This is a genomic window from Caballeronia sp. LZ065 (assembly GCF_031450975.1).
Classification (GTDB): domain Bacteria; phylum Pseudomonadota; class Gammaproteobacteria; order Burkholderiales; family Burkholderiaceae; genus Caballeronia.
On the sequence record NZ_JARUXV010000001.1, the window covers coordinates 1,214,891 to 1,240,133 of the forward strand.

Below are 25,243 nucleotides of genomic sequence, written 5' to 3' on the forward strand. Positions count from 1 at the left end.
GGTTCTGCTGTTTGCTTTCTATGAATTACTTCGACAGCGCCCGCATGGCGCTTTCGAGGCCGGACATCGTGAGGCCGTACATGCGATTGCCAAGAATCTGGCGGATCGCACCGATCGACTGGCGGTATTCCCACAGACGCTCGGGCTCGGGGTTGAGCCACGCGTGATGCGGGAACTGGTCGGCGAGCCTGCGCAGCCACACGGCGCCCGCTTCGGCGTTGTTGTATTCGACCGAGCCGCCCGGCTGCAACACCTCGTACGGGCTCATGGTGGCATCGCCGACGAAGATCAGCTTGTAGTCCGGCGTGAACTTGTGCATCACGTCGAGCGTCGGCGTGCGTTCCTGATGACGGCGCCGATTGTGCTTCCACAGATAGTCGTACACGCAGTTGTGGAAGTAATAGAACTCGAGATGCTTGAACTCGGCCTTGGCGGCGGAGAATAGCTCCTCGACGCGCTTGATGTGGTCATCCATCGAGCCGCCGACGTCGAGCAGCATCAGCACCTTCACGTTGTTATGACGCTCGGGCACCATCTTGATATCGAGCCAGCCAGCGTTCGCGGCGGTGCTGCGGATGGTGTCGGGCAAATCCAGTTCTTCGGCCGCGCCTTCGCGCGCGAAGCGCCGCAGCCGCCGCAGCGCGACCTTGATGTTGCGCGTGCCGATCTCGACCTGGTCGTCGTAGTCCTGATAGGCGCGCTCGTCCCACACCTTCACCGCCGTGCGGTTCCCCGACGATTCCCCGCCAATGCGAATCCCTTCCGGGTTGTAGCCGCCATGTCCGAACGGCGACGTACCGCCGGTGCCGATCCACTTGCTGCCGCCTTCGTGACGTTCCTTCTGTTCGTCGAGCAGGGACTTGAGGCGCTCCATCAGCTTGTCGAGACCGCCGAGCGCCTCGATACGCTTCTTTTCCTCGGCGGTGAACTCGCGATCGAGCCGCTTCTTGAGCCAGTCGAGCGGAATGTCGAAGGCTTCGTCGGGCAGTTGTGCGAGCCCGTGAAAGTACGCGCCGAATGCGCGATCGAACTTGTCGAAGTACTTCTCGTCCTTCACGAGCGTCATGCGCGCGAGAAAGTAGAACTCGTCGAGCGACGGCGCGATCACCTGCGCCTTCAGCGCTTCGAGCAGCGTCAGGTATTCCTTCACCGAGACGGGCAGCTTCGCGCCGCGCAGCGAGTAGAAGAAGTCGATCAGCATGGCGCGCTCACCATCGGCTCAACGATGATTGCGGTTCATGAACAACAACCGCTCGAACAGCGCGACATCCTGCTCGTTCTTCAGCAAGGCGCCGTGCAGCGGCGGCACGATCTGCTTGTCGTCCGCCGAGCGCAGCGCCTCGGGTGCGATGTCTTCGGCGAGCAGGAGGCGCAGCCAGTCGAGCAATTCGGACGTCGACGGCTTCTTCTTCAGCCCCGACACCTGGCGCAGTTCGAAGAAGCTCTGCATCGCCGCGGCGAGCAGGTCCTGGCGGAGGTTCGGAAAATGCACCTCGACGATGGCCTTCATCGTCCCGGCATCGGGGAAGCGGATGTAGTGGAAGAAGCAGCGGCGCAGGAACGCGTCGGGCAGTTCCTTCTCGTTGTTCGACGTGATGATGACGAGCGGGCGCTGCTTCGCCTTGATCAATTCGCGCGTCTCGTAGACGTAGAACTCCATGCGGTCGAGTTCGCGCAGCAGATCGTTCGGGAATTCGATGTCGGCCTTATCGATTTCATCGATCAGCAACACGCTCGGCTGGTCCGACTCGAACGCCTGCCACAGCACGCCCTTGACGATGTAGTTGCGGATGTCCTTCACGCGTTCATCGCCGAGCTGCGAGTCGCGCAGGCGCGAGACGGCGTCGTATTCGTACAGACCTTGCTGGGCCTTCGTTGTGGACTTGATGTGCCATTGCAGGAGCGGCATGCCGAGCGCGCCGGCCACTTCCTCGGCCAGCATGGTCTTGCCGGTGCCGGGTTCGCCCTTGATCAGCAGCGGCCGTTGCAGCGTCATCGCGGCGTTCACCGCGAGCTTGAGATCGTCGGTTGCGACGTACTGCGATGAGCCCTCGAAACGCATGACGAAGATCCGGTCGGAGAAAAAAATCCCAGTATAAGTCAGAAGCCCTTCCGACATCGGGGGCCGCCGGGTATCGTGTGAGCCGCTTCACGCGCAGGTTCGGCGCTGCGCCGGGTGGGTCCGGAGCGAGTGCGCAGGCGGGCTCGTTGCTTGTACAGGGACGAATTGTCGCAGCGAAGCGCAGTCCTTTTCAGGCGATTCCCCTTGCCAGCAAGGCTGCGAGAGGGTGCGCGTGTGGACGGAGGGTGGGTCGCGCGGTACAATTAGCGCGATTTTTTTGGCCTGCGTGGCGCCAGACCCTGAAGCAGCAAACAGTCCCGAGAAGGTTGTATGCGCTCGGCGCGGGCCGCGGCCTTGTGAGCGCCGGATTTCCCCTCAAGCCAGGTTAGAAGAGCTATGAACAATTTTGTCGGCAAATGTGCCGTGATTGCAGCGCTGTCCGGTCTCGCCGGCTTCGCGACCCAGGCGTCGGCCGACGTCGTCGGCAACGCGAAGGCCGCAGAGGGCAAGGTTGCGATGTGCATCGGCTGCCACGGCATCCCCGGCTATCGCACCGCGTATCCCGAAGTCTACGAAGTGCCGATGCTGGGCGGCCAGAACGCGCAGTACATTGCCAACGCGCTGCATGCCTACAAGAAGGGCGACCGTCATTTCGACACGATGCGCGCCATCGCGACCACGCTGTCGGATCAGGACATCGCCGATATCGCCGCGTACTACGCCGCGCAGACTCCCCAATCAAAGAACAATCCCGACAAGTAATCCGCGCGTGACACCGCAAAGCGACAACGGGAAGGAGAATTCATGAAGCCCTCGAAGGCACTTCGCAGCATCAAGGCAGCATGCGCGGCGGCGCTGATCGGCATGACGGCGCTCGGCACGGCGCACGCGGCCGACATCAGCAACGGTAAAGCGCTGTCCGACAGCCACAATTGCGCGGCCTGTCACGGCCCCGGTCTCAACAAGCCGGTGAGCGGAGAGTATCCGCGGCTCGCGGGCCAGCACGCCACGTATATCTACTGGGCGCTGCGTCAGTATCAGATCGGCGGCAACAATCCGAACTTCGGCCGCAATAACGCCATCATGTCGGCACAGGTGCAAAGCCTCTCACCGAGCGATCTGAAGGATCTCGCGGCTTACATCGAGTCGCTCGACGGCAGTCTTGTGCTGAAGAAGTAAGTACTGAAGCTTCGGCCGTTCCATCGACACCCCGCGCTTGCGGGGTGTTTCATTTGGTGAGGCTGCGTTGGCGTTGCCTGGCGCGCGTCAGTCGCGCGAGGCGCGCCGTTCGATCAGCGCGAGATAGGCATCGGTATCGGGCGGCGTGTTCGAACGCTGTGCTTCCCAGATGACCTGGCCGAGACAATCCATGATCGCGTGCTGTGCGTCGTGCGGCGAACCGAGGCGCGCGACCAGTTTGTCATGCGCGCGCCGGATGCCCGGCGGCTGGTCGATGGACAATTGTTCGCTGATGGCGAGATGCATCGACAGATGCAGGAACGGGTTGGTCTGGCCGCGATCGGGCGAATAGTCTGCTTCGCGCGCTTCGGGATGGGCCAATGCGTCGTGATATTCCGGATGCTCGCTGATCCAGTCGGCAGCCATGCTTTCGAGCGGCGTCAGGATCTCGCCGGCGCGTTCCTTGCGCCAGGCGTCAGTGAAGAACTGGCGAACTTCGTCGCGGCTGGGATTGAACATAAGGTGCTGATTCGATTGCGGGTTTGCGGGTTTTCGTAGCCCAGTATTGTACGCCCGCACGGCTTTTCGCCGCTCAAACCCGGCTCACTCCACCGGCGCGGGCGTCTTCGGACGGTACTCGCACAGCGGCTCGATCACGCAATGCCAGCACTCGGGCACGCGCGCCTTGCAGACGTAGCGGCCGTGCAGGATCAGCCAGTGATGCGCGTCGTGCAGGAATTCTGTCGGCGTGAACTTCTCGAGCGCGGTTTCCACCGCGCGCACGTCCTTGCCGGGCGCAAGACCGGTGCGATTCGCGACGCGGAAGATATGAGTGTCGACGGCGATGGTCGGCTGCCCGAACGCGATGTTCAGCACGACATTGGCCGTCTTCCTGCCGACGCCCGGCAGCGCTTCGAGCGCTTCGCGGTTGTCGGGCACCTCGCCGCCGTATTGGTCGATGAGAATGCGGCAGGTCGCGATCACGTTCTTCGCTTTCGTGCGATAAAGCCCGATCGTGCGGATATGCTCCGTCACGCCTTCCTCACCGAGCGCCAGCACGGCCGCCGGCGTATTCGCGAGCGGAAACATCTTGCGCATGGCCTTGTTGACGGAGACGTCGGTGGCCTGCGCGGAGAGCATCACGGCGATCAGCAGCTCGAAGGGCGTCGTGTATTCGAGCTCGGTGACCGGATGCGGATTCAGGCTTTGCAGCGTTTCGAAGATCGCGTGGCGCTTCCTGGCGTTCATGGGTCGAGGTCCGGGTTCACGCGGGTTTATCGGGATCCAGCGGCGCGGGCGTGTCGTCTTCTTTCAGGCCGAGACGGCGGCGGCGCGCGTCGGCTGCGTCGATCTGAGCCTGCACTGCGGGGCTCACGTGCTCCGTATTCTTCGGTCCCGCGCCGAGCTTCGCCATCTCTTCCTTCTTCTTGCGCGCGCGGTCCAGCGCGGCCTGGATGATCGCGCGTTTCTTCGCTTCGGGATCGTCTGCCGGGGCGGGCGATGCGGCAGACGCGGGCTGCGGCGTCGATGTCGCCGCGCTCGCCTCCGGCGCCTGCGCCGTGCGCGATGCCTGGCGCGCGTTCGCCTTCGCTTCGGCGGCCGCGCGTTCGCGCTCGAGACGCGCCGTGCGGCGGTCGTGACGCGTGCGGGCGGCGTCGGCCTCGGGCTGACTCCAGGCGTCCCAGCCGGTGCGCGTGCCGGTGACGGGCATCATCGCGATGCAATCGACCGGGCAGGGCGGCACGCACAGATCGCAGCCCGTGCACAGTTCCGTGATGACCGTATGCATCTGTTTCGCCGCGCCGACGATGGCATCGACCGGGCAGGCCTGCATGCACAACGTGCAGCCGATGCACACGCTTTCGTCGATGACGGCCAGCGGCCGCGGCCGTTCGATGCCATGCGTCGGGTCGAGCGCGATCACCGGCTTGCCGAGCAGCGTCGCGATGCGCGCAATACCTTCGGCGCCGCCGGGCGGGCACTGGTTGATATTCGCCTCGCCGGCGGCGATGGCTTCGGCATAAGGCCGGCACGCCGGGTAGCCGCACTTGGTGCATTGCGTCTGCGGCAGCAGGTCTTCGATGCGCTCGGCGAGCGTGGTGGAAACGGTTGCGGTCACGGGGAAGTGCTTTGATGCGGGGGAACGGCGCAGCGTGGATGCGGACGGCGCCGCGTGGGCCGGATGCTTCGAAGGCGCTGGAAGCGCTGCCGGTTCGAAGCAGCTCGCACACTGCCTGTTCCAGGCCGGTTGCATTGTGGGTGGGTCACGCGTCCCGTCTGCGGGCGCGTGCCCGGTTTTGTCCGTCATTATCGCCGAAGTCGGCGGAGGGGTGACGGCTGGCTTTCAATCCCAATTGCCAACGTTCTTAGATATGCGCATAATCAAATCGCTCTTGTTTGACCGCAGGACGGTGTTCCCCAATCACCTTGGCGCGCCCGTTCACGTCATGCGTCCCGTCTCGGGCTGCGTGACGCTCATCCGGCAACGCGGCTCCCGAATCATGCCACCATGAATCAGCCGAAAATCAAAAGAGATCCTGAAGGCACCCGGCGCCGTATCCTGCTTGCCGCCGCGGAGGAGTTCGCAGCCGGTGGCCTGTTCGGCGCACGCGTCGACCAGATCGCGCGCCGGGCCGAAACCAATGAACGCATGCTCTATTACTACTTCGGCAGCAAGGAGCAGCTGTTCACGGCGGTCCTGGAGCATGCGCTGGCCGCGCTCGTCGAGGCCGAACGCACGCTCGAACTGGATGGCGTCGCGCCCATCGAAGCCATGACGCGCCTCGCCCATTTCGTCTGGGATTACTACCGCGACCATCCGGAACTGCTGCGTCTCATCAATAACGAGAACCTGCATGAGGCGCGCTACATCAAGGGATCGAACCGGATGCGCGAGCTGATCTCGCCCATCGTCACGACGCTGACCGCCATTCTCGAACGCGGGCAGAAAGCCGGGTTGTTCCGCAATAACGTCGATCCGCTCCGGTTCTACGTCACGCTCTCGGGTCTCGGTTATTACATCGTGTCGAACCGCTTCACGCTCGAAGCGACCTTCGGACTCGACTTCAACGAAGCCCATCAGCGCGAGCAGATCGTGCGCATGAATACCGAGCTGTTATTGGCTTATCTGACGCGGCGCTGAAAGCCGTGTGCGTTGCAGAAAGCAAAACGTCGCGCTCGGAAGCGGGCGCGACGTTTTCTTTTGTGCTGCGCTGAAAGCAGAGCAGACCTCAGGCGGGCACAGCCTCGCTCTTCGGCTGCTTGTCGTGTTCGAGGATGAACTCGCGCAGTTGCGGATACACCATCGTGCGCCAGCGGCGGCCCGAGAAGATGCCATAGTGGCCGGCCTTCTCTGCCGTGAAGTGGCGCTTGTTTCTTGCGGGCAGGCCGGTACACAGATCATGCGCGGCGCGCGTCTGGCCGCTGCCGGAGATATCGTCCAGCTCGCCCTCGATGGTGAACAGCGCCGTGTGCTTGATGTCCTGCGGACGCACCAGCTCGTCGTTCACCTCCCACGTGCCTTCCGCGAGCCGGAACTCCTGGAACACGATGCGGATGGTCTCGAGGTAATACTCGGCGGCCATGTCCAGCACGGCGTTGTATTCATCGTAGAAGCGGCGATGTTGCTCGGCGTCGTCGTCGTCGCCGCGCAGCAGGTTCTGGTAGAAGTCCCAATGGGCGGTCAGGTGCCGCTCCGGATTCATCGCGACAAAGCCCGCATGCTGAAGGAAGCCCGGATAGACCTTGCGGCCGACGCCCGGATAGTTCGCCGGCACCGTATAGATGACGTTGTTGTCGAACCATTCGTAGGAATGCTCGTTCGCCAGCGAGTTGACCGAAGTGGGGCTGCGGCGCGCGTCGATCGGGCCGCCCATCATCGTCATCGTGCGCGGCGTGTCTTCGCCGCGGCTCGCCATCAGCGAAATGGCGGCGAGCACGGGAACCGTCGGCTGGCAGACCGAGATCACATGCAGGTCCTTCGCGCCAATATGACGGATGAACTCCTGGATGTACTCGACATAATCGTCCAGATGAAACGGGCCGTTTTCGATCGGCACCATGCGGGCGTCGAGCCAGTCGGTGATATAGACCTTGTGATCCTGCAGCAGGGTTTTCACCGTGTCGCGCAGCAGCGTGGAGTGATGGCCGGACAGCGGCGCGCACACCAGCACGATGGGTTCGTTCTTCAGCTTGGTGACGGTGGCGCTGTCGTCGGCGAAGCGCTTGAAGCGGAGCAGCCGGCAGAAGGGCTTCTCGATCACCGTCTGTTCGACGATGGGAATGTTGTGACCGTCCTTGACGATCTGATGCAGTTCGAACTCCGGCTTCTCGTAATCCTTGCCCAGCCGGTAGAGCAGTTCGTAGGCGGCGGCGAAGCGCGTGGAGCCGGGCACGTAGGCGAGCGGGCTGGCCGGGTTGACGAAGGACTTCGATGCTGCCTGAGCCCATGCTGTGAGGGGAGACAGCACCGCTCGCTGGAATTCGTGAATTTGATAGAGCATGGTTGCCCCGGTAACGCCGGTTGGAACCGGACGCCCGTTGATGCCTGCGACCCGAAAAAGCACGGCCCGGCGACGACGTTCAACGGTACTGGATGATCCCCGGCTGCGCAGCGGGCTGACGCCGCACGGCCGAGGCACTGTCTTCCTGCGATCACTGCCGCTTCACACGGAAGCGACGCTCTTTTCACTTAACGACGGCTGGCTCTTTGATCTTGAGCGCAGGATTTTCCGGGTAATGCCCGTTCGATTCAATCGGTCGGTCGAAACTGCCAGATTTTACACAACTCTTCAGACCTTACTTAAAAACAGGATACATTTTGTGCATTGCACCAATATTACCGTCCGAGCATGGTTCTCGCCAGCAAAAACAAGCATTTAGGACTCGCCCGAAGCCGCATCGATCTCCGCTTGCGCTGCGTCTTCCGCATGGCCTTCGGAGCCGGTTGGCTGGCCGGTCGCCTTTGCCATTTCCTCTTCGTGACGCATCAGGTTCATCCCGGTGTGCACCAGCGCTACGTGCGTAAAGGCTTGCGGGAAATTCCCGACCATGCGCCGCGCCACGGTATCGTATTCCTCTGCCAGCAGACCGACGTCGTTGGCCAGGCCCACGAGCCGCTCGAACATCGCGTGCGCCTCGTCGATCCGGCCCTGCAACGCCAGGTTGTCCACCAGCCAGAAGCTACAAGCCAAAAACGTGCCTTCCCCCGGCGGCAAGCCATCCTCGACTTCGGTCGTGTGATACCGCTTGACGAGACCATCGTGCGTCAAAGTCGTCTCGATCGCATGTATGGTGCCGATTACTCGCGGATCTTTCGGCGGCAGGAAACCCAATAACGGGATCAACAGGAGGTTCGCGTCGAGCGCTTCGCTGCCGTAAGCCTGCGTGAACGAGTTGAGCTTCGGGTTCCAGCTCTTCTTCAGCACCTCGGCGCGGATGCGCGAGCGCATGTCGCGCCAGTGATCGATCGGGCCCGGCAGCTCGAAGGTTTCCGCCGACTTGACCGCCCGGTCGTAGGCCACCCACGCCATCACCTTCGAGAAGGTGAAGTGTTGACGCCCGCCGCGCACTTCCCAGATGCCTTCGTCGGGTTCCTGCCAGACCGTGTCGAGATGCTGGAGCATCGCGCACTGGATCGACCAGGCGGTTTCGTCGCTCTGCAGCCCGCCCACGCGCGCGAGGTGCAGCGCGTTCATCACTTCACCGTAGACATCGAGCTGCAACTGGTTGACCGCGCCATTGCCGATGCGCACCGGCGCCGCGCCCTCATAGCCCGGCAGCCAGGGAACCTCCCACTCAGGCAGACGGCGCTCGCCGGCGATGCCGTACATGATCTGGATCTGCGCTGGCGAGCCGGCCATCACGCGGCCCAGCCAGGCGCGCCAGGCGCGGGCTTCGTCGTAGTAGCCGCCGCGCATCATCGCGAGCAGGGTGATGGTCGCGTCGCGCAGCCAGCAGTAGCGATAGTCCCAGTTACGCGTGCCGCCCAGCTGCTCCGGCAGCGAGGTCGTGGGCGCGGCGACGATGCCGCCCGTCGGCTCGTAGGCCAGCGCCTTGAGCGTGATGAGCGAGCGGCGGATTGCCGGCGCGAACTGGCCGGTGAGTTCGCTCTGGCTGGACCATTCGCTCCAGTGGTTTTCAGTGCGGGCGAGCTGGGTGTGAGGATCGTGGGCGGGCGGCAGGCGCAGGTGCGATTGCGAATAGCACAGCGAAAAGGGCACGCGTTCGCCCGGGCTGATCTCGAAGCTGGCGGTCGTGCGCATGTTCTCGCCGACGAGATCCACCGGCGTGCGCAGCACGGCGAGATCGGGACCTGCGATCGCGCGGATGCCGCTGTCATCGGGCAGACGGCTGACCCACGGCACGGCGGAGCCATAGTCGAAGCGCAGCACGAGCTCCATCTTCATGCGCACCGTGCCGCGCCGTCCGACGACGATGCGCACGAGTTCCGAATGGCCATTGCGCAAGGGCATGAAGTCGATGATCGTCACCGCGCCCTGGGGCGTCTCGAAGTCGGTTTCGAGCACCAGCGTGTCGCCGCGATAGCGCCGCGTGATGACGGGGTTTTGGCCATCGGGCAGGTCGGGGGTGAGGAGCCAGCGGCCATGCTCGGGCGTGCCGAGCAGCGCGGCGAAACAGGCGGCAGAGTCGAAGCGCGGCCAGCAGAGCCAGTCGACCGAACCGTCGCGTGAGATCAGGGCTGCCGTGTGGCCGTCGCCGACCATGGCGTAGTCTTCAATCAAAGCGGGCATAAGCGAACATCTTCCTGCTTGCGGCGTGCGTCATGCGTCGACGCGCGCCGTGGGTTGAGCCAGGGATCCGGGACGCTGCGCGTCCTGGGCGAAGCGCGGCGCCATCGGGTTAGGGTTCTTGAAGCGCGCCGCGTGCATGCCTTCTGGCCGCATTCTGCCGCAATCGTTCGATATGGGCAGGGAAACGCGCCGTCTGACAGCAGCCTGTGCGACCTCGGACATGCGACTGCGTGTCACGCCGGTCTGGCGGAAAAAGACGGTTTTTGCGCCGTTCGCGCCATTGATCCGCCATTGGCCTGATGTTTAGAATGAAGCTTCGTGAAAGGTAGCAGCGCTAATTCATGCGCATCGCACGATGTGCCGCTTTCATGAGTCTTTCCGTTGAGTTTCATCCGTCCTGTTTTCCTGGTCCTGCTCATTGCCGCCACGCCATGCGCAGTGGGCCCGTCTCCAACGTAACGTTTTCGAGGAACGGAATTCCATGCTCTATCCGTCGAAAGCCGATTGCATCGCCGTCCTTTCCGCCGTCAGCGACATCGCGCATCCGCAAGCGCTGCTCACGCTCGATCACCGGCATCTGGGCTTGTCGCGTAACGCCATGGAAGCCGCCGCCGCCTTTCTCACCGAACGCGGCTGCTTCAGCCGCTATACCTTCGACGTGAGCGGGGTATCGGTGGGCGCGCTGTCGCTGCAAGGGCGGCTTCGGCTGGAGCGGCTCGCCAACGGCTGATCTGCTGACTGAGCTGCTATTCCCGGCACGCCTCAGCCGGGTTTCTCCGACTACGAACACTTCCCACGCGGATGCACGGCATGAGCCGTGCATCCGCGTTCGCGCGTCCGTTGCCGGAGGAAAGGCGCCGCTGTGCTCAGAAATGCGTCGAGCCCATGCCGAAGAGGCCAATCAGCCCGATGACGATCAGATAGATCGCGACAATGAAATTCAACAGTCGCGGCATGATGAGAATCAGGATCCCGGCGATCAGCGAAACCAGCGGTCCCAGTGCGAGATGAACGTTCATGGCGGCAACTCCTGTTGTTGGTTTGAATCGGTTGGCCCGTCGTGCGTGGTGTATCTTGGACTCGACACTGTCTTCATGAAGTCCTGAACCCGTCATGAACCTTGGGTGCCTTCGGCGTCCTTTGGAGCAGAACTTGCTCCCGCACGTCGTCGGTCATGCGAGGGCCGCCTCGGGTTCGGTCGCGCATCGCCCCCCTGAACAACACGCAGCAAAAAGACGAAGAGGAGGTTTCATGCATTCGAGCCCAATCGGCGGCGTCACCACGTTCCCCCGCACCTTGCAAGACGCGCGCCTGATGCGCGGGAGGCCGGTGGCCTTGCGCGGGAGGCCGGTGGCTTGGGTGCGCGGGATCGCGCTGATGCTGTCGCTGGCGGCGGCGCAGAGCTTCGCGCAAACGCCCGCCGCGCCGGCCTCGATGAGCGGTGCGGCGGGCGGCGCGGCGGGCAACGCAGCCGGCTCACAGGTGTTCGATCTGCTCATCGGCACCTATACGGCCGGCGGCAAGAGCGAAGGCATTTACGTCTATCGCTTCGATACGGCCAACGGCGAACTGTCGCGCATCGCCTCCGCGCAGACGGTAAATCCGTCGTATCTGGTCGTGAGCCGCGACCGGAATTACGTGTACGCCGTGAACGAATTGCCCGGCGACAACGGTCCGGCCTCGCAGCGCGGCGGCATCAGCGCGTTTCGCTTCGATCGCGCGAGCGGACAGTTGAGCTTTCTCAACCGGGTCTCGTCAGAAGGCAACGATCCGTGCTATCTCGCGATCTCGCCCGACGGCAAGTATCTGCTGACAGCCAACTACTCGGTCGCGTCGAATCCGGGCGGCAGCTTTGCAGTGTTTCCGCTGGCCGCCGATGGCCGCGTGGGCACCTCCGTCCTGACCGTGCATCACGAGGGCAGCGGTCCGGTGAAGGGCCGTCAGGACAATTCGCACGTTCACTCCACGGTGTTCTCGCCTGACGGCAAGTATCTGTTCGCGCAGGATCTGGGCGTCGACAAGGTGTTTTCCTATCGCTATACGCCAGACCCGGTCGCGAGCAGCCGCGGCCTGTTTGGCCCGACTGAAGCGCGCTACACGCCGATCAAGCCGGGCTCCGGCCCGCGCCATCTGATGTTCGACGCCAGCGGCCGGCACGCCTATCTGACCACGGAACTGAGCGCGTCGGTGCTCGTGTTCGACTACCGCGACGGCAAGCTCACGCAAACGCAAAGCGTGCCGATGTTCGCGTCGGGCTTCCGGGGGAAGATTGGCGGCGGGGCGTTGCATCTCTCGCCGGACGGACGCTTCCTCTATGCGACCAACCGTGGCGACGCGAACGAACTGGTCGCGTTCTCGGTCGATCCGGCCAGTGGCCAGCTGAAGCTGCTGCACCGTTATCCGACGCTCGGCAAGACGCCGCGCGAATTCGCGATCGATCCGACCGGGCGCTGGCTCGTCGTCGGCAATCAGGAGAGCGACAGCGTGTATTTCTACCGCCGCGACCCGCAGACGGGCGAGCTGGCGTCGGATCCGAAGCGGCTGTCGATCGGCTCACCGGTCGATTTCAAGTTCGTTTCGCCTTCCTGAAGACGAGCGGTGCGCGCAGTGGCCGTTCCGACGACGATGAAGCGAAGCCTCCTCATGCTGTGCACGGCGCTTGCGCTGTGCGCGCCGCTCGTCGCGCATGCGGCCGATGGCCAGTGCGACTACAAGCGCGACTGGATGGCGTCGGCGTGCAAGCGGGTGACGCGCGTCGCGCGCGACGGCACCTGGGACCTCTATGTGACAGGCTACGGCTGGCACATCGACGGCTTCGACAACCGCCGGGAATTGAATCCGTGGTCGTATGGCGGCGGCCTGGGCAGGCACTGGACCGGCGCCGACGGCAACGAGGACATCCTGTTCGCCTTCGCCTTCGCGTTTTCGGACTCGCATCACAACGTCGAGCCGATCGGCGGTTACGCGCGTCAGTGGTACACGAAGCCGGTGCTGGGCGGTTTGCAGGCGGGCGGGGGATTTTTCGTCGGCGTCACTGCGCGCAGCGACGTGGCCCACTATGTGCCGTTGCCGCTCGCCTTGCCGGTGGGTTCGGTGCGTTACCGGCGCGCGTCCGTCATGGCGGCGATCATCCCGCGCATCCCGGGCCCAACGACGGCGACGTCGCGTTCTTTTGGGGACGCTACGCGTTCTAGTACGATGCGACGCAACGCCGTTCCTCGGCTCTTATGCAGCGAAAGTCTCGCGTGATGCAGACGCAAGGCAATTGCAGGGAAAGCATTTTGAATACGACTCGACCGATCGAAGCGCACGAACGCGCAACGGATCCTCACCACCCCGCCGAAAAGCGCGACGCCTCGGCGCCGCCGGGATTCATCACTGCGTTTCGCTTCACCGGCGGCCAGGCGCTGCGGCTGACCTGGGACGAGGCGCGTGCGTCGATCGTCGGCGAGAACATGACGTGGCTGCATCTGTCCGCCAACGACGACACGGTGGAGGGCTGGCTCGAAGGCGTCGCGTCGATGCCGGACGTGGCGCGCGAATTCCTGAACGGCGAGGACAAGCGCCCGCGCGTGCATATCGGCACGAACTTCATGTACGGCGTCGTGGCGGATCTCGAACTCGTCGCAAAGACGGCCAATGCGGCCGCGCCCGACGCGCGCGAGGCGAACCGCGCGACCGGCGCGCTGCGTTTTTACGTCGATCGGCACCGGATGATCACGGTGCGCGCGCGGCCGCTGCAATCCACCGACCGCCTGCGTCACGCGCTGCTGGAAGGCACGACCTTCCGCGACCCGGTGGATCTCCTCGCGGGCCTGATCCGCGCACTGAACGATACCTTCGCGGATCGCATCGACGAACTCGGCGACTGTCTCGACGATGTCGAGGAAACCGTGCTCGAAGGCGGGCATTCACGCTGCCGCGCGCTGCTGGGCGATGTGCGGCGGCGCATCGTGGAGGTCAAGCGCTTCATCGATCCGGAGCGCAACGCGCTGACCCAGCTTGTGCTGCGCCGGCTCGAATGGGCCGAGCCGCGTTCGATGGAAGCGCTGGTGCAGGCCATTCAAGTATTGAACGGTCTGGGCGGCGGCCTCGAAGGACTTTACGAGCGCGCCAAGCTGCTGCAGGACGAAATTGCAGCGGCGCTCTCCGAGGACATCAACCGCAAGCTGCTGTGGCTGGCGATCATGTCGGCCTTGCTGTTGCCGGCCACGCTCGTGACCGGCATCTTCGGCATGAACGTGGCGGGCCTGCCGGGCACGAAGGACCCGGCGTCGTTCTGGGTCGTGGTCGGCGTAATGACGGCATGCGCCGCCATTACGATCTTCCTGCTGCGCCGCTTGCGGCTGTGGTGAGGTTCGGGCGCGTGCCCGGACGCAGGCCTTACTCGCCTGGTCCCGGCGGCGCGAGCACTTCACGGTTGCCGTTGCTGCCCATCGGCGAGACCAGACCGGCGCTTTCCATCTGCTCGACCAGCCGCGCCGCGCGGTTATAGCCGATGCGCAACTGCCGCTGTACCGACGAAATCGACGCGCGCCGTGTCCGCACGACGAAGGCCACGGCTTCGTCGTAAAGCGGATCGGCTTCGGCGTCCGGCGTCTCGCCGAACAGATCCTGGGTGCCACCGCCTTCCGATGTCGGACCCGACAGAATGCCTTCCTCGTATTCCGGCTCGCCGAACTGCTTCAGATACTCGACCACGCGATGCACTTCGTCATCCGCGACGAACGCGCCATGCACACGCTGCGGATAGCCGGTGCCGGGCGGCAGGAACAGCATGTCGCCGGCGCCCAGCAGCGATTCCGCGCCCATCTGGTCGAGGATCGTGCGCGAATCGATCTTCGACGACACCTGGAACGCCACCCGCGTCGGAATGTTTGCCTTGATGAGGCCGGTGATGACATCGACGGACGGGCGCTGCGTGGCGAGAATCAGGTGGATGCCGGCCGCGCGCGCCTTCTGCGCGAGCCGCGCGATCAACTGCTCGATCTGCTTGCCGGTGACCATCATCAGGTCGGCCAGCTCGTCGATGATGACGACGATGAGCGGCAGCGTCGAGAGCGGCTCGGGCGCGTCGGGCGTGAGCGAGAACGGGTTCGAGAGCTTCTTGCCGGCGGCTTCGGTGTTGCGGATCTTCTGGTTGAAGCCTTGCAGGTTGCGCACGCCGACCGCCGACATCAGGCGATAGCGCTTTTCCATCTCCCCGACACACCAGTTGAGCGCGTTCGACGCGAGCTTCATGTCGGTCACGACGGGCGCGAGCAGATGCGGAATGCCTTCGTAGACCGAGAGCTCGAGCATCTTCGGGTCGATCATGATGAGGCGCACGTCCTCGGGCTTCGCCTTGTAGAGCAGCGAGAGGATCATCGCGTTGACCGCGACCGACTTGCCCGAGCCGGTGGTGCCCGCGACCAGCATGTGCGGCGCCTTCGCGAGATCCGTGACGACCGGATTGCCGACGATGTCCTTGCCCATCGCGATGGTCAGGTTCGACTTCGACGTGCGATAGACGTCGTCACGGAGAATCTCCGAGAGGCGGATCATCTGGCGCTTCGGATTGGGCAGTTCGAGGCCCATGCAGGTCTTGCCGGGAATCGTCTCGACGACGCGGATCGACGTGAGGCCGAGGCCGCGCGACAGATCCTTCATCAGGCCGACGATCTGGCTGCCGCGCACGCCGAGCGCGGGCTCGACCTCGAAGCGCGTGATCACCGGTCCGGCCGATGCGCCGACCACCGTCACCGGCACCTTGAATTCCTGCAGGCGTTGCTCGATCAACTGGCCGGTTTCGAGGAGACGCTCCTCGGACACGGGCTCGCTTTCGTCTGCGGCGGGTTCGAGCAGGTCGAGGCCGGGCAATTCGACGGGCGACGCGTGCGGCGCATGGAATTCGAATTCGGTCGACGTGAAGCCGCGCACGGGCGCGCGCGGCTCGGCGAGAGAGGGCGGTGCAGGGGTGGCGGCCGGTGTCGCGGCCAGTGTGGCTGTCGTCGTGATCGGGAAGCGGACGACGTTCGAGCGCGACGCCCATTCGTCGCCCGCCACCTGGCGTTGATCCTCATCCTGATCGCCTGCCAGCGCGTCTGCCAGCGCGTCCTCGCGCGGCGCGTCGAGCGTGTGCAGGCGCGGCGGCGCGGGCGGTTCGACGCTATCGACCCCGGTTTCGGGCAGATCCAGCCACGGCGGCGTCTGGTCGGCATCGCGCAGGGCTTCGTCGAGCGGCGCTTCGTCGAGCGGCGCCACGGACGGAGCGGGCTCGCTGATGTCGGGCAGCGGCGGTTCCGGCGGCAGGGCTGCTTCCGGCGCGTGCTCGACAGGCGGTACGCCGATTTTGGGTTCCGGCGGCACGGGCGGTTGGGCGACCATCGGGGCGTCGAAAGGGGCATCGAGCGCAGGCGGCATGACGGGCAGCGCCGATGCCGGTGGCTCCGGCATGCGCATCTCGAACAACGGCGCAGGTTCGACGAGCGCAGGCGCGATCAGATGCGCGTCGATCAGTGGCGCGTCGGCGTATTCGGCGTCTCCACGATGCGTGTGCGGTTCCTCGGCAATCGTCACGTGCTCCAGATCAGGCTTGCGCGATCCGTACGGTTCGGGCTCGCCTCGAGCGGACGAGGTTTCGTCGTTCGACGGCTGTCCTGACTTCGCCATGGCCACGTGTCCGCGCACGAGGCTTGCGCCGGCGAGCGACGTCCACAGGGCGGTTTTCTCCTCGATGGAGCGCAGCGTCGCCTGAATCGATTCGGGTGCGGGCGGCGGGCCGGCTGGTGCGGGTGGCGTCGCCAGGCGAGAAAAGGCGGGCGCGGCCAGCGGGGCGGTGGTGAATTCGCGCGCGCCGGGTGCAACGCCCGGATTCAGCGGAGCGCGTTTGACGCTGCCAGATGCAAGCTGCGAGCCCGTGATCGGGCCGCGGGCAACGGCGCGCGGGCCTGCCGTGGCTGGCGCGGAGGCCGTCGCCAATGCGCTCACCGAACTCGCCGCGGCCGCGGTGCGCTGTGCTGACATCGACGTGGCCGTCCCACGCGGACGGCTAACACCAGGATTCACTCCCGGGTTCATGGGAGCGGGCTTCGCGCTGGCGGGCGCGTTGGCAGCAATGGAGGCCCGCAGGCCCGAACCCGACGCAGCGAACGCGGACGCCTGGCGCGCCGGATAAGGCGAACGGCCGTCACGGGCGACGCCTGACGACGGCGCTCCGGGTTTCAGCCAGCCCGCGGGCGCGACCGGTTCGCTCAGTTGGGGGCGATGCGCGGCGTCGCCCGTGTCGAGGCCCGCGCGCGGCGCATGAGCTTCAACGCCGCCGTTCGTGTGCCGCGTGGCGCTCTTGCCCACGGCAGGCGGGCGCCACGGCGTCGGTCGTTGATAGCGGCTGCCGCGCTTTGCCGTCGGCAGGCCGAGCGTTGGTTCGTCGGGCGCGACGCGCGACGTCAGCGCGTCGAAGCGCTCGGCGCGGACGCTGCGCTCCTGAACCTCGCGCGGGGCGCGCGCGGTGCGGGCCTGGGCGCGGCGCTCGAACCAGCCGGCCGACTTGTCGCGGGCCGCTTGGGCCGCTTGACCGCGGCTTTCCCGGGGGCGCGCTTCGGCGGGCCGTTCGCGGGGCGTGAGCCACGCTTGCGGCAGGCCGAAGCCGAAGGCCTCGTCGGCCCAGGCGAGCACGCTGCGCCAGCTGAACTCGACCAGCGACGGCAGGAAGATGGCCAGTACCAGCGCGGCCAGCGCGCCCGCGCCGGCCGGATGCGCCAGTTCGCTCAGCGCGGATGCGAGCGCGCGCCCACCTCGATTGATGTTCAATTGCGTTTCGAGCGATCGCGCAAGCGTTCCCTCGAAGATGCTGCTTGAAAGCAGCACAGCGACGAAGCTGAGCCAGAGGCGGATCGTGCCGGGGCCGCGGCGCGTGTCGCCGCCCGGCAACGCCAGCCTGACGAGACGCCAGAGCAGGAAGCCGAACCAGATGACCGATGCACCGAACCAGCCGAGAACTACCATGTGCATGCCTGAGTTTGAACCGATGTTGAATGAGACAGGGAGTGCTGCCCGGCCGTGTGTGTTGCGTGAGGAGGCCGGGCGGTTGGAGCGAGCAGTTTAACGGGTGGCGCGTGTGCACGAGGCGCCTGCCGCAAGCATGCAACACATGCGTTCATGGCTTCGCCACGTGCGCTACGTTCATCGCGTTCCTCATTGCACTCATTTGGCGCGCGGCGCGAAGACGAGCACCTGGCCGTCCTCCAGCGTGAGCTGCAGCGACGGCGGCGGATTCATCTGCACGCCGCTTCGGGCGACATGCGCGAGTCCGTTGAGATAGGGCTGCTCGAGCGCGGCGCCCGCGCCGCCTGCGCAGGCCATGCGCGTGCCCGCCAGCGGACCGAAGCTGAGCTTGCCGTCCTTCAGGTCGTACGTGCCGGCAAAGCGGTTGCAGCCCGAGAAGCCGCTCGCGCGCCTGCGGCCGCTGGCAGTCGAGAAGTCGAGCGTGAGCGGCTGGCCGGAACTCGCGGCGTCCGCTTGAGCCGTGCCCTGAGCGCCGCCCGGCAGCGCGCGCGTCTGGCCGGTTGCATCCGTCCAGCGCGCCAGTTGCCATTGGGTGTCGTCGAGCAATTGCGTGGCGGCGGGATTGTACGGATCGGTGGGCGGCGCGCTTGCATCCGTATGTTTCGGTATCGCGCAGCCGGAAACCAGGCTAGCGACGGTCAACGCGGCGCCCACTCCGGCGGCCGCGCGCGTGATCCGCGAGAGAAAACGGGACGATGAGCGCGAAGCGGACGCGCGAAAGAGGGACGTGGGCATCGATGATCCTGGAGCGGGCGAAACCGTAAGCGTATCGCACTCGTCCTACGATTTGTCCAGCGACAACAGCAGCGAAATGATCAGCCGGGTGTAACGCCGACAGAATGGCCAGCGCAGCGATGGCGAAAGGCACGGAATTCAATCATGCAATGCAGGTCGACAGGCGAAATGCCGGGGCCGCCGGAGAACTTTCGATTCTGTCCGCTGGCCAAACGGACGAGTCTCGTGGCGCGGACGCTGCGTGTTAACATCCGGCCCAATTCTGCGGATTCCGCGAATTCCGCCGCCGCATTCAACACTTCACGTTTCATTCCGGAGCACGTCATGTCCATCGTTTCACCTCGCCCAGCGGCGACCGGCCCGCAAGCAGCCAACACGGGCGCAGTGCGCATCGGCACGCCGCTGTCGGCGCACGCCACGCGCGTCATGCTGCTGGGCGCGGGCGAGCTCGGCAAGGAAGTGATCATCGCGTTGCAGCGGCTGGGCGTGGAAGTGATCGCCGTGGACCGTTATGCCAACGCGCCGGGTCATCAGGTCGCGCATCGTGCGCACGTGATCGACATGACCGATGCCGCCGCGCTGCAAGCACTGGTCGAACAGGAGCAGCCGCATCTGATCGTGCCGGAAATCGAGGCCATCGCCACCGACGCGCTCGCGGCGATCGAGGCGGCGGGCCAGGTCACGGTGATCCCGACCGCGCGCGCCACGCAGCTCACGATGAATCGCGAGGGCATTCGCCGGCTCGCTGCCGAAACGCTCGGCCTGCCCACTTCGCCCTATGCGTTCGCCAACTCGCTCGACGAAATGAAGGCCGCGATCGGCCGGATCGGGTTTCCTTGCGTGGTGAAGCCGGTGATGTCGTCGTCGGGCAAGGGGCAGTCGGTGCTCAGGAGCGAAGCCGACGTTGAGCCGGCGTGGCAATACGCAATGGCGGGCGGGCGCGTGAATCACGGGCGCGTGATTGTCGAGGGCTTCGTCGATTTCGAGTACGAGATCACGCTGTTGACGGTGCGCGCGGCGGACCCCGCCAGCGGCGCGACGCAGACGTATTTCTGCGAGCCGGTCGGTCACGTGCAGGTGGCGGGCGACTACGTCGAGTCATGGCAGCCGCAGGCCATGAGTCCGGTTGCGCTCGAACGCGCGCGCGAGGTGGCCGCGCAGGTGACGGCAGCGCTCGGCGGGCGCGGACTGTTTGGCGTCGAGTTGTTCGTGCGCGGCGACGACGTGTGGTTCTCCGAAGTCAGCCCGCGGCCGCACGATACGGGGCTCGTGACGCTGGCCACGCAACGTTTCTCGGAGTTCGAACTGCACGCGCGAGCCATCCTCGGCTTGCCTGTCGATACGACCTTGCGCACGTCCGGCGCGTCGGCGGTGATCTATGGCGGGCTGGACGAGGCGGGCATCGCGTTCGAGGGCGTCGCCGAGGCGCTCGCGGTGCCGGGTGCGGACTTGCGTTTGTTCGGCAAGCCGGAGAGTTTCGTGAAGCGCCGCATGGGCGTCGCGGTGGCCACGGGCGCCGACACCGCCGAAGCACGCGCACGCGCGCGCGAGGCGGCGTCGAAGGTGAGGCCTGTGAAGGTTGAATGAATGCGCGGCTGATCGAGCCGGCGGGAGCAGACAAGTGAAAGCAAGCATGTTGGCCGCGTTGATCGCGGCCACCCTGGGTCTCTCGGGATGCGGACTGGCGGCCGCGCCGTGCCGGATCGCTTCGGCGGGACTGAAGATCGTGCCGGTGGTCGGGCATGTCGCGGCCGCGCCCACCGATGTCTGCGCGGACGTCATCGATCCCTGACGGCGGGGCACCGGCCGGATGCGCAACCGGCGACGCGGCGTCGATCTCCAACGAATCCCGCAACGAATCCCGAAACAAACCCGAAACAAACCCGAAACGAACGATGAAGACACTTCCCGCATTCGCAATCGCCGTGATGCTCGGGTGGCTGGGCACCCAGGCCGCGCAAGCGATGCCGCTGACGGTTCCGCAGATCCAGACCAATTCGACGCAAACCGTGCGCTACAACTGCAAGGACGGCAAGACCGTATCCGTGCAGTACACCAATGCGCGGAATGATCAGAGCTTCGCGGCGCTGACCGTCGACGGGCGCAAGCTGCTGTTCGTCGGTGTCATCGCGGCATCGGGCGTGAGGTACGTCGCCGACCGGTACACATGGTGGACCAAGGGCCCGCAGGCCACCCTCTACGACGAGGATCCCGCCAATCCCCCGAAAGACTCGCCGCCGCTGCTGGCGGATTGCGTCGAGCGCAAGTAGTACAGCCAGTGCGGCCATTACGGCCAGTACGGCCGGAAAGCAGGCTATCGGATCCTCGCCGGGCGCGCGGCAGGCTGCGCACCGCTCCGGGCGGGCGCGCCGATGCGGCCGAAGCGCTTGTGCAGGCGGTGCTACAATGTGGGGCTTTACGGCCTCGGTAAGCGCGTGGTCGGGCAGTACGGGTGTGGTGGCGCAGCTTGCTGCCACGCCGGTGGAGCCAGGCGCGAGCGGCCCAAGATTCATGGCCAAAGGATCATGGCCAACCAGACGTGGCCGTAGTCTGCCGCTGAAATGGCTGGCTGGCCATGCAGCGGAACGGCGCACTCGCCCGCTGCATGGCGATCAACCGGCCGGCAACGCTTCTCCGTCCGGCGGCGACGCTGCCATGGAAACGTCACGGAAAGCGTGTTCCATCGACGCAGATCTGCAAGCCGCCGACTCGCAACGCGCAGATTCGCAATTGAACAGGGCGACCCGGGCTCGCTCATGAACGCAGTGCCCGGCACCACGCGCCCGCGCGCGTCCGACGCGCCGCGAGCGCACCGAAACACATCCGCGTAGGGAACCGGACTGGACCCGGACTGGACCGAATGGCACTGAGGCCACCGAAGCCACCGGTTGCGCCAGATCGACCGGTTCCTTACGCTTTCCGCATCGAGCGTTTCCGCATCGAGCGGATTTTTAGCGATAGCCAATATAGTCACCATGTCCGATTCCGTCGCCACGAACCCGTCCACCGCCGAGGCCGCCGCGCCTACGTTCGACCAGTTCGGTTTGTCCGCCGACATCCTGAAAGCGGTGCGCGAGTCCGGCTACACCACGCCGACGCCCATCCAGGCACAGGCCATTCCGGTCGTGCTCGCCGGCCGCGACGTCATGGGCGCCGCCCAGACCGGCACCGGCAAGACCGCCAGCTTTTCGCTGCCCATCATTCAACGCCTGTTGCCGAACGCCAACACCAGCGCGTCGCCCGCGCGCCATCCGGTGCGTGCGCTGATGCTCACGCCGACGCGCGAACTCGCCGACCAGGTCGCCGCCAACGTGCAGACCTACTCGAAGCACACACCGCTGCGCAGCACGGTGGTGTTCGGCGGCGTCGACATGAATCCGCAATCGGACGCGCTGCGCCGCGGCGTCGAGATCCTGATTGCAACGCCGGGACGTCTGCTCGATCACGTCCAGCAGAAGACGGTGAATCTCGGCCAGGTGCAGATGCTCGTGCTCGACGAAGCCGACCGCATGCTCGACATGGGCTTCCTGCCGGACCTGCAGCGCATCCTGAACCTGCTGCCGAAGGAGCGCCAGACCTTGCTGTTCTCGGCCACCTTCTCGGCTGAAATCAAGAAGCTGGCGTCGACCTATCTGCGCGACCCGCAAACCATCGAGGTCGCGCGCAGCAACTCGACCAATGCGAACGTGCGGCAGATCGTCTACGAAGTCCATGAGAGCGACAAGTCGGGCGCGGTCGCGCAACTGATCCGCGACCGAGGCCTCAAGCAGGTCATCGTGTTCTGCAACAGCAAGATCGGCGCGAGCCGTTTGGCGCGCGTGCTGGAACGCGACGGCATCATCGCCACCGCGATCCACGGCGACCGCTCGCAGAGCGAGCGCATGCAGGCGCTCGACGCGTTCAAGCGCGGCGAAGTCGAGGCGCTGGTCGCGACCGACGTGGCCGCGCGCGGGCTAGACATCGTCGAGCTGCCGGCCGTCATCAATTTCGATTTGCCGTTCAATGCCGAAGACTATGTGCACCGCATCGGCCGCACGGGGCGCGCGGGCGCATCGGGCGACGCGCTTTCGCTGTGCAGCGCCAACGAGCGCAAGCAACTGGCGGACATCGAGAAGCTGATCAAGCGTCCGCTCGAAGTCGAGCCGCTCGAAGTGAAAATGCCCGCGCGTCGTGATGGTTCGACTTCGCCTGCGCCGCGTCGTGAAGAGCACTTCGGCCGTGCGGAGCGGGGCGAGCGCAGCGAGCATCGTCACGCGCCGCGCGAGGACGGTGCGCGCCGCCGCGGGCCGGCCGGGCATGATCGTCCGCGCGGCCGCCAGCAGCCTGTCGACGAGTTCTTCCTGAAGCCGTACGAGCCGTCGCCGTCAGCGATGAAACGTCAGGACGAAGCGGTCGAGCCCGAACGCAAGAGCACGCCGAAGCAGCCGCTCGCGGCGTTGCTCGGCGGGCTGGGGATGCCGCGCAAGCCGTCGTGATGTCCTGATTGCATTGCTGAGTGAATAAAAAAGGCAGCCCGCGCGGCTGCCTTTTTCTATCGTGCGTCGGGGCCGTAGCGTTTGGCCCATTCGCTGGTCGCCGCGCGATAGAAGGCGTCGAGCGTATCCGCCGACACCTCGATGCCCAGATGCCGCGCGGCCTCGATCAGCGCGCCAAGCGGCGCGTGTTGGTCCAACGGCGCCGCGCCCGTCTGCTTGCTGAGCTTCTCGCCGCTCGCGCTGTTGACCACCGGCACGTGCAGGTAGTCCGGAGTCGGCGCGCCGAGACACTGTTGCAGGTAAATCTGCCGCGCGGTGGAGTCGAGCAGGTCGGCGCCGCGCACGACGTGCGTGATGCCGGCCTCGGCATCGTCGACGACGACCGCCAGCTGGTACGCCCACAGACCGTCCGCGCGCCGCAGCGCGAAATCGCCGACTTCGGTCGCGAGATTCTGGGTCTGTGGACCCTGCCAGCGATCGACGAAACGGATCCGCGCCGCGTCGCCGTCCGGCACGCGCAGGCGCCACGCGCGCGCGGGCTTGCCATGCAGGCCGTCGCGGCACGTGCCGGGATAGGCGAGCGTCGCGTGGCGCGCATGAGCCTGCACGAGCGAATCCGCGATCTCACGCCGCGTGCAGCCGCATGGATAGACGAGGTCCGCTGCCTGCAAGCGCTCGAACGCGGCTTGATACGCGGCGTCGCGCGTGCTTTGCCAGACCGGCGGCGCGTCCGATTGCATGCCGAAATGCGCGAGCGTCGCGAGCATCTCGTCGGCGGCGCCGGCGACGGTGCGCGGTGCATCGACGTCCTCGATCCGCACGATCCAGCTGCCGCCGTGCGCGCGCGCATCCAGGAAGCTCGCGAGCGCGCTCACGAGCGAGCCGGCATGCAGCGGGCCGGTCGGCGAGGGCGCGAAGCGGCCGCGGTAGGTCATCGGGCGTGGCTCAGGCCGCCTGGCTGGATTTTGCGTCCGGATGACACGCGGGACACGTCTTGCCGGGCGTGTAGTACGGCGACTTCTGCGCCTCCGCCGGCACCACTGCGCGGCAGCCGAAGCACTGCGCGGTGGCGGTCGGCTGGAGAGCAGGGTCGAGCGCGGTGCGGTAGTCGAACACGAAGCACTCGCCCGTGTAGTGCGCACCGCCGACTTCCTCGAAGTATTTGAGAATGCCGCCTTCGAGCTGATACACGTGATCGATGCCCACTTCCTTCATGTGGATCGCAGCCTTCTCGCAGCGAATGCCGCCGGTGCAGAACGACACGACCGTCTTGCCTTCGAGATCCGCGCGATTCTGCTCGATGACTTCCGGAAACTCGCTGAATTTCGTGATGCGGTAGTCGAGCGCGTGCTCGAACGTGCCGACATCGACCTCGAACGCATTGCGCGTGTCGAGCATCACGACCGGACGGCCTGCGTCGTCGTGGCCGCGGTCGAGCCAGGCTTTCAGCGTGGGGGCATCGACGGAAGGCGCGCGGCCGAGTTCCGGCCTGATGGCGGGCTTCTTCATCGTGATGATTTCGCGCTTGAGCTTCACCAGCATGCGGCGGAACGGCTGCTTTTCGGAGAGGCTTTCCTTGAACTGCAGGTCGGCGAAACGGCCGCCGAAGAGCACGTCGCCGCGCAGGTAGTCGATGAAGGCGCGGACTTCGGCAACGGGCCCGGCGACGAAAAGATTGATGCCCTCCGGCGCCAGCAGGATCGTGCCCTTGAGCCCGAGCGCATTGCAGCGTTCGGTGACGAGCGGCCGCCAGGCCGGGCCGTCTTCGATGGTGATGAATTTATAGGCGGAGAGGTTCAGGATGCTCATGATCGGACGACGCGCGAAACGGCTGTAACGGGTAAAAAGTGCGGCCGGAAGCAACCGCGCAAAGGCCGTATTATCTCGCAAACGGCGCACGCGTTCGAAGGCTTGTCCGATTGATCCACGCGGCCTTGCGTTCGCGCAAGCCGGCCTCGCCGCGAGGGCCTTGTCCGTTCGGTCAGCGCGCCCGC

General features: G+C 65.5%; 24 protein-coding genes. 11 read left to right on the forward strand and 13 right to left on the reverse strand.

The genetic code is table 11. The features are described from left to right. Positions 1–25: 25 nt before the first annotated feature. Positions 26–1,201 (reverse strand): VWA domain-containing protein, encoded by a 1,176-nt coding sequence (locus tag QCE63_RS05710; protein WP_309831362.1) that lies wholly within the window; start codon positions 1,199–1,201, stop codon positions 26–28. 18 nt (positions 1,202–1,219) lie between these two features. Next, a complete protein-coding gene (locus tag QCE63_RS05715; protein ID WP_309831364.1) occupies positions 1,220–2,062 on the reverse strand; it encodes a MoxR family ATPase in 843 nt (280 codons plus the stop codon). A 396-nt stretch (positions 2,063–2,458) separates the two neighbouring features. On the opposite strand from QCE63_RS05715, the gene QCE63_RS05720 reads away from it, so the two are divergent. After that, complete coding sequence (locus QCE63_RS05720) at positions 2,459–2,824, forward strand: c-type cytochrome (RefSeq protein ID WP_061121774.1); 366 nt, start codon at positions 2,459–2,461, stop codon at positions 2,822–2,824. A 42-nt stretch (positions 2,825–2,866) separates the two neighbouring features. Continuing rightward, positions 2,867–3,241, forward strand: a complete 375-nt coding sequence (locus tag QCE63_RS05725) for a c-type cytochrome (protein WP_404990084.1) — start codon at positions 2,867–2,869, stop codon at positions 3,239–3,241. 87 nt (positions 3,242–3,328) lie between these two features. On the opposite strand, the gene QCE63_RS05730 is transcribed toward QCE63_RS05725, so the two are convergent. The 3 genes from QCE63_RS05730 to rsxB all read right to left on the reverse strand — a co-directional run bounded on the left by QCE63_RS05730 (position 3,329) and on the right by rsxB (position 5,360). Beyond that, on the reverse strand, positions 3,329–3,760 hold the full coding sequence (locus tag QCE63_RS05730; RefSeq protein WP_309831367.1) for a DUF1841 family protein: 432 nt from the start codon (positions 3,758–3,760) through the stop codon (positions 3,329–3,331). An 84-nt stretch (positions 3,761–3,844) separates the two neighbouring features. After that, positions 3,845–4,489 (reverse strand): endonuclease III, encoded by a 645-nt coding sequence (nth, locus tag QCE63_RS05735; RefSeq protein WP_309831371.1) that lies wholly within the window; start codon positions 4,487–4,489, stop codon positions 3,845–3,847. Positions 4,490–4,505: 16 nt separating this feature from the next. Continuing rightward, on the reverse strand, positions 4,506–5,360 hold the full coding sequence (gene rsxB / locus QCE63_RS05740) for an electron transport complex subunit RsxB (protein ID WP_309831373.1): 855 nt from the start codon (positions 5,358–5,360) through the stop codon (positions 4,506–4,508). A 390-nt stretch (positions 5,361–5,750) separates the two neighbouring features. Between rsxB and QCE63_RS05745 the strand changes: the two genes are divergently transcribed. Continuing rightward, on the forward strand, positions 5,751–6,383 hold the full coding sequence (locus QCE63_RS05745; RefSeq protein WP_309831375.1) for a TetR/AcrR family transcriptional regulator: 633 nt from the start codon (positions 5,751–5,753) through the stop codon (positions 6,381–6,383). An 88-nt stretch (positions 6,384–6,471) separates the two neighbouring features. Here the strand turns inward: QCE63_RS05745 and QCE63_RS05750 are convergent, their stop codons facing one another. Beyond that, complete coding sequence (locus QCE63_RS05750) at positions 6,472–7,743, reverse strand: polyhydroxyalkanoate depolymerase (protein WP_309831377.1); 1,272 nt, start codon at positions 7,741–7,743, stop codon at positions 6,472–6,474. Between the two features lie 375 nt (positions 7,744–8,118). Beyond that, a complete protein-coding gene (locus QCE63_RS05755) occupies positions 8,119–9,993 on the reverse strand; it encodes a glycoside hydrolase family 15 protein (protein ID WP_309831379.1) in 1,875 nt (624 codons plus the stop codon). A 481-nt stretch (positions 9,994–10,474) separates the two neighbouring features. Between QCE63_RS05755 and QCE63_RS05760 the strand changes: the two genes are divergently transcribed. Continuing rightward, a complete protein-coding gene (locus tag QCE63_RS05760; protein ID WP_309831381.1) occupies positions 10,475–10,723 on the forward strand; it encodes a hypothetical protein in 249 nt (82 codons plus the stop codon). A gap of 136 nt (positions 10,724–10,859) precedes the next feature. Here QCE63_RS05760 and QCE63_RS05765 read toward each other — a convergent pair whose 3' ends face one another. After that, positions 10,860–11,012, reverse strand: a complete 153-nt coding sequence (locus QCE63_RS05765) for a DUF3096 domain-containing protein (RefSeq protein ID WP_309831382.1) — start codon at positions 11,010–11,012, stop codon at positions 10,860–10,862. Between the two features lie 295 nt (positions 11,013–11,307). Between QCE63_RS05765 and QCE63_RS05770 the strand changes: the two genes are divergently transcribed. The 3 genes from QCE63_RS05770 to QCE63_RS05780 are packed head-to-tail and all read left to right on the forward strand — an operon-like array spanning position 11,308 to position 14,348. Next, positions 11,308–12,582, forward strand: a complete 1,275-nt coding sequence (locus QCE63_RS05770) for a lactonase family protein (protein WP_309833701.1) — start codon at positions 11,308–11,310, stop codon at positions 12,580–12,582. A 36-nt stretch (positions 12,583–12,618) separates the two neighbouring features. Further along, a complete protein-coding gene (locus QCE63_RS05775; RefSeq protein WP_309831384.1) occupies positions 12,619–13,242 on the forward strand; it encodes an antimicrobial peptide resistance and lipid A acylation PagP in 624 nt (207 codons plus the stop codon). A 32-nt stretch (positions 13,243–13,274) separates the two neighbouring features. Continuing rightward, complete coding sequence (locus tag QCE63_RS05780; RefSeq protein ID WP_309831386.1) at positions 13,275–14,348, forward strand: transporter; 1,074 nt, start codon at positions 13,275–13,277, stop codon at positions 14,346–14,348. Positions 14,349–14,376: 28 nt separating this feature from the next. Here QCE63_RS05780 and QCE63_RS05785 read toward each other — a convergent pair whose 3' ends face one another. The 3 genes from QCE63_RS05785 to QCE63_RS05795 form a co-directional block, all read right to left on the reverse strand. Next, a complete protein-coding gene (locus tag QCE63_RS05785; protein ID WP_404990115.1) occupies positions 14,377–17,979 on the reverse strand; it encodes a DNA translocase FtsK in 3,603 nt (1,200 codons plus the stop codon). Between the two features lie 198 nt (positions 17,980–18,177). Continuing rightward, on the reverse strand, positions 18,178–18,774 hold the full coding sequence (locus tag QCE63_RS05790; protein ID WP_309831390.1) for an META domain-containing protein: 597 nt from the start codon (positions 18,772–18,774) through the stop codon (positions 18,178–18,180). Between the two features lie 80 nt (positions 18,775–18,854). After that, positions 18,855–19,085: a hypothetical protein gene (locus QCE63_RS05795; protein ID WP_309831392.1), complete on the reverse strand. Its 231-nt coding sequence runs from the start codon at positions 19,083–19,085 to the stop codon at positions 18,855–18,857. A gap of 13 nt (positions 19,086–19,098) precedes the next feature. Here QCE63_RS05795 and purT point away from each other — a divergent pair, with 13 nt between their 5' ends. The 4 genes from purT (at position 19,099) to QCE63_RS05815 (ending at position 23,249) form a co-directional block, all read left to right on the forward strand. Continuing rightward, on the forward strand, positions 19,099–20,361 hold the full coding sequence (gene purT, locus QCE63_RS05800; protein ID WP_309831394.1) for a formate-dependent phosphoribosylglycinamide formyltransferase: 1,263 nt from the start codon (positions 19,099–19,101) through the stop codon (positions 20,359–20,361). 46 nt (positions 20,362–20,407) lie between these two features. Next, positions 20,408–20,566 carry a DUF6726 family protein gene (locus tag QCE63_RS05805; protein WP_309833703.1) on the forward strand — a complete coding sequence of 53 codons (159 nt, stop codon included), beginning with the start codon at positions 20,408–20,410 and terminating at the stop codon, positions 20,564–20,566. A 103-nt stretch (positions 20,567–20,669) separates the two neighbouring features. Further along, positions 20,670–21,044: an MliC family protein gene (locus tag QCE63_RS05810; RefSeq protein WP_309831396.1), complete on the forward strand. Its 375-nt coding sequence runs from the start codon at positions 20,670–20,672 to the stop codon at positions 21,042–21,044. Positions 21,045–21,749: 705 nt separating this feature from the next. After that, the gene (locus QCE63_RS05815) at positions 21,750–23,249 is read left to right on the forward strand and encodes a DEAD/DEAH box helicase (protein WP_309831398.1); all 1,500 of its coding nucleotides are present in this window, start codon (positions 21,750–21,752) and stop codon (positions 23,247–23,249) included. Positions 23,250–23,305: 56 nt separating this feature from the next. Here the strand turns inward: QCE63_RS05815 and gluQRS are convergent, their stop codons facing one another. Both gluQRS and QCE63_RS05825 read right to left on the reverse strand, forming a co-directional pair. Next, positions 23,306–24,184: a tRNA glutamyl-Q(34) synthetase GluQRS gene (gluQRS, locus tag QCE63_RS05820; RefSeq protein ID WP_309831400.1), complete on the reverse strand. Its 879-nt coding sequence runs from the start codon at positions 24,182–24,184 to the stop codon at positions 23,306–23,308. A gap of 10 nt (positions 24,185–24,194) precedes the next feature. After that, entirely contained in the window at positions 24,195–25,058 is an 864-nt protein-coding gene (locus tag QCE63_RS05825; RefSeq protein WP_309831402.1) for a sulfurtransferase, read from the reverse strand. Between the last annotated feature and the right edge of the window lie 185 nt (positions 25,059–25,243).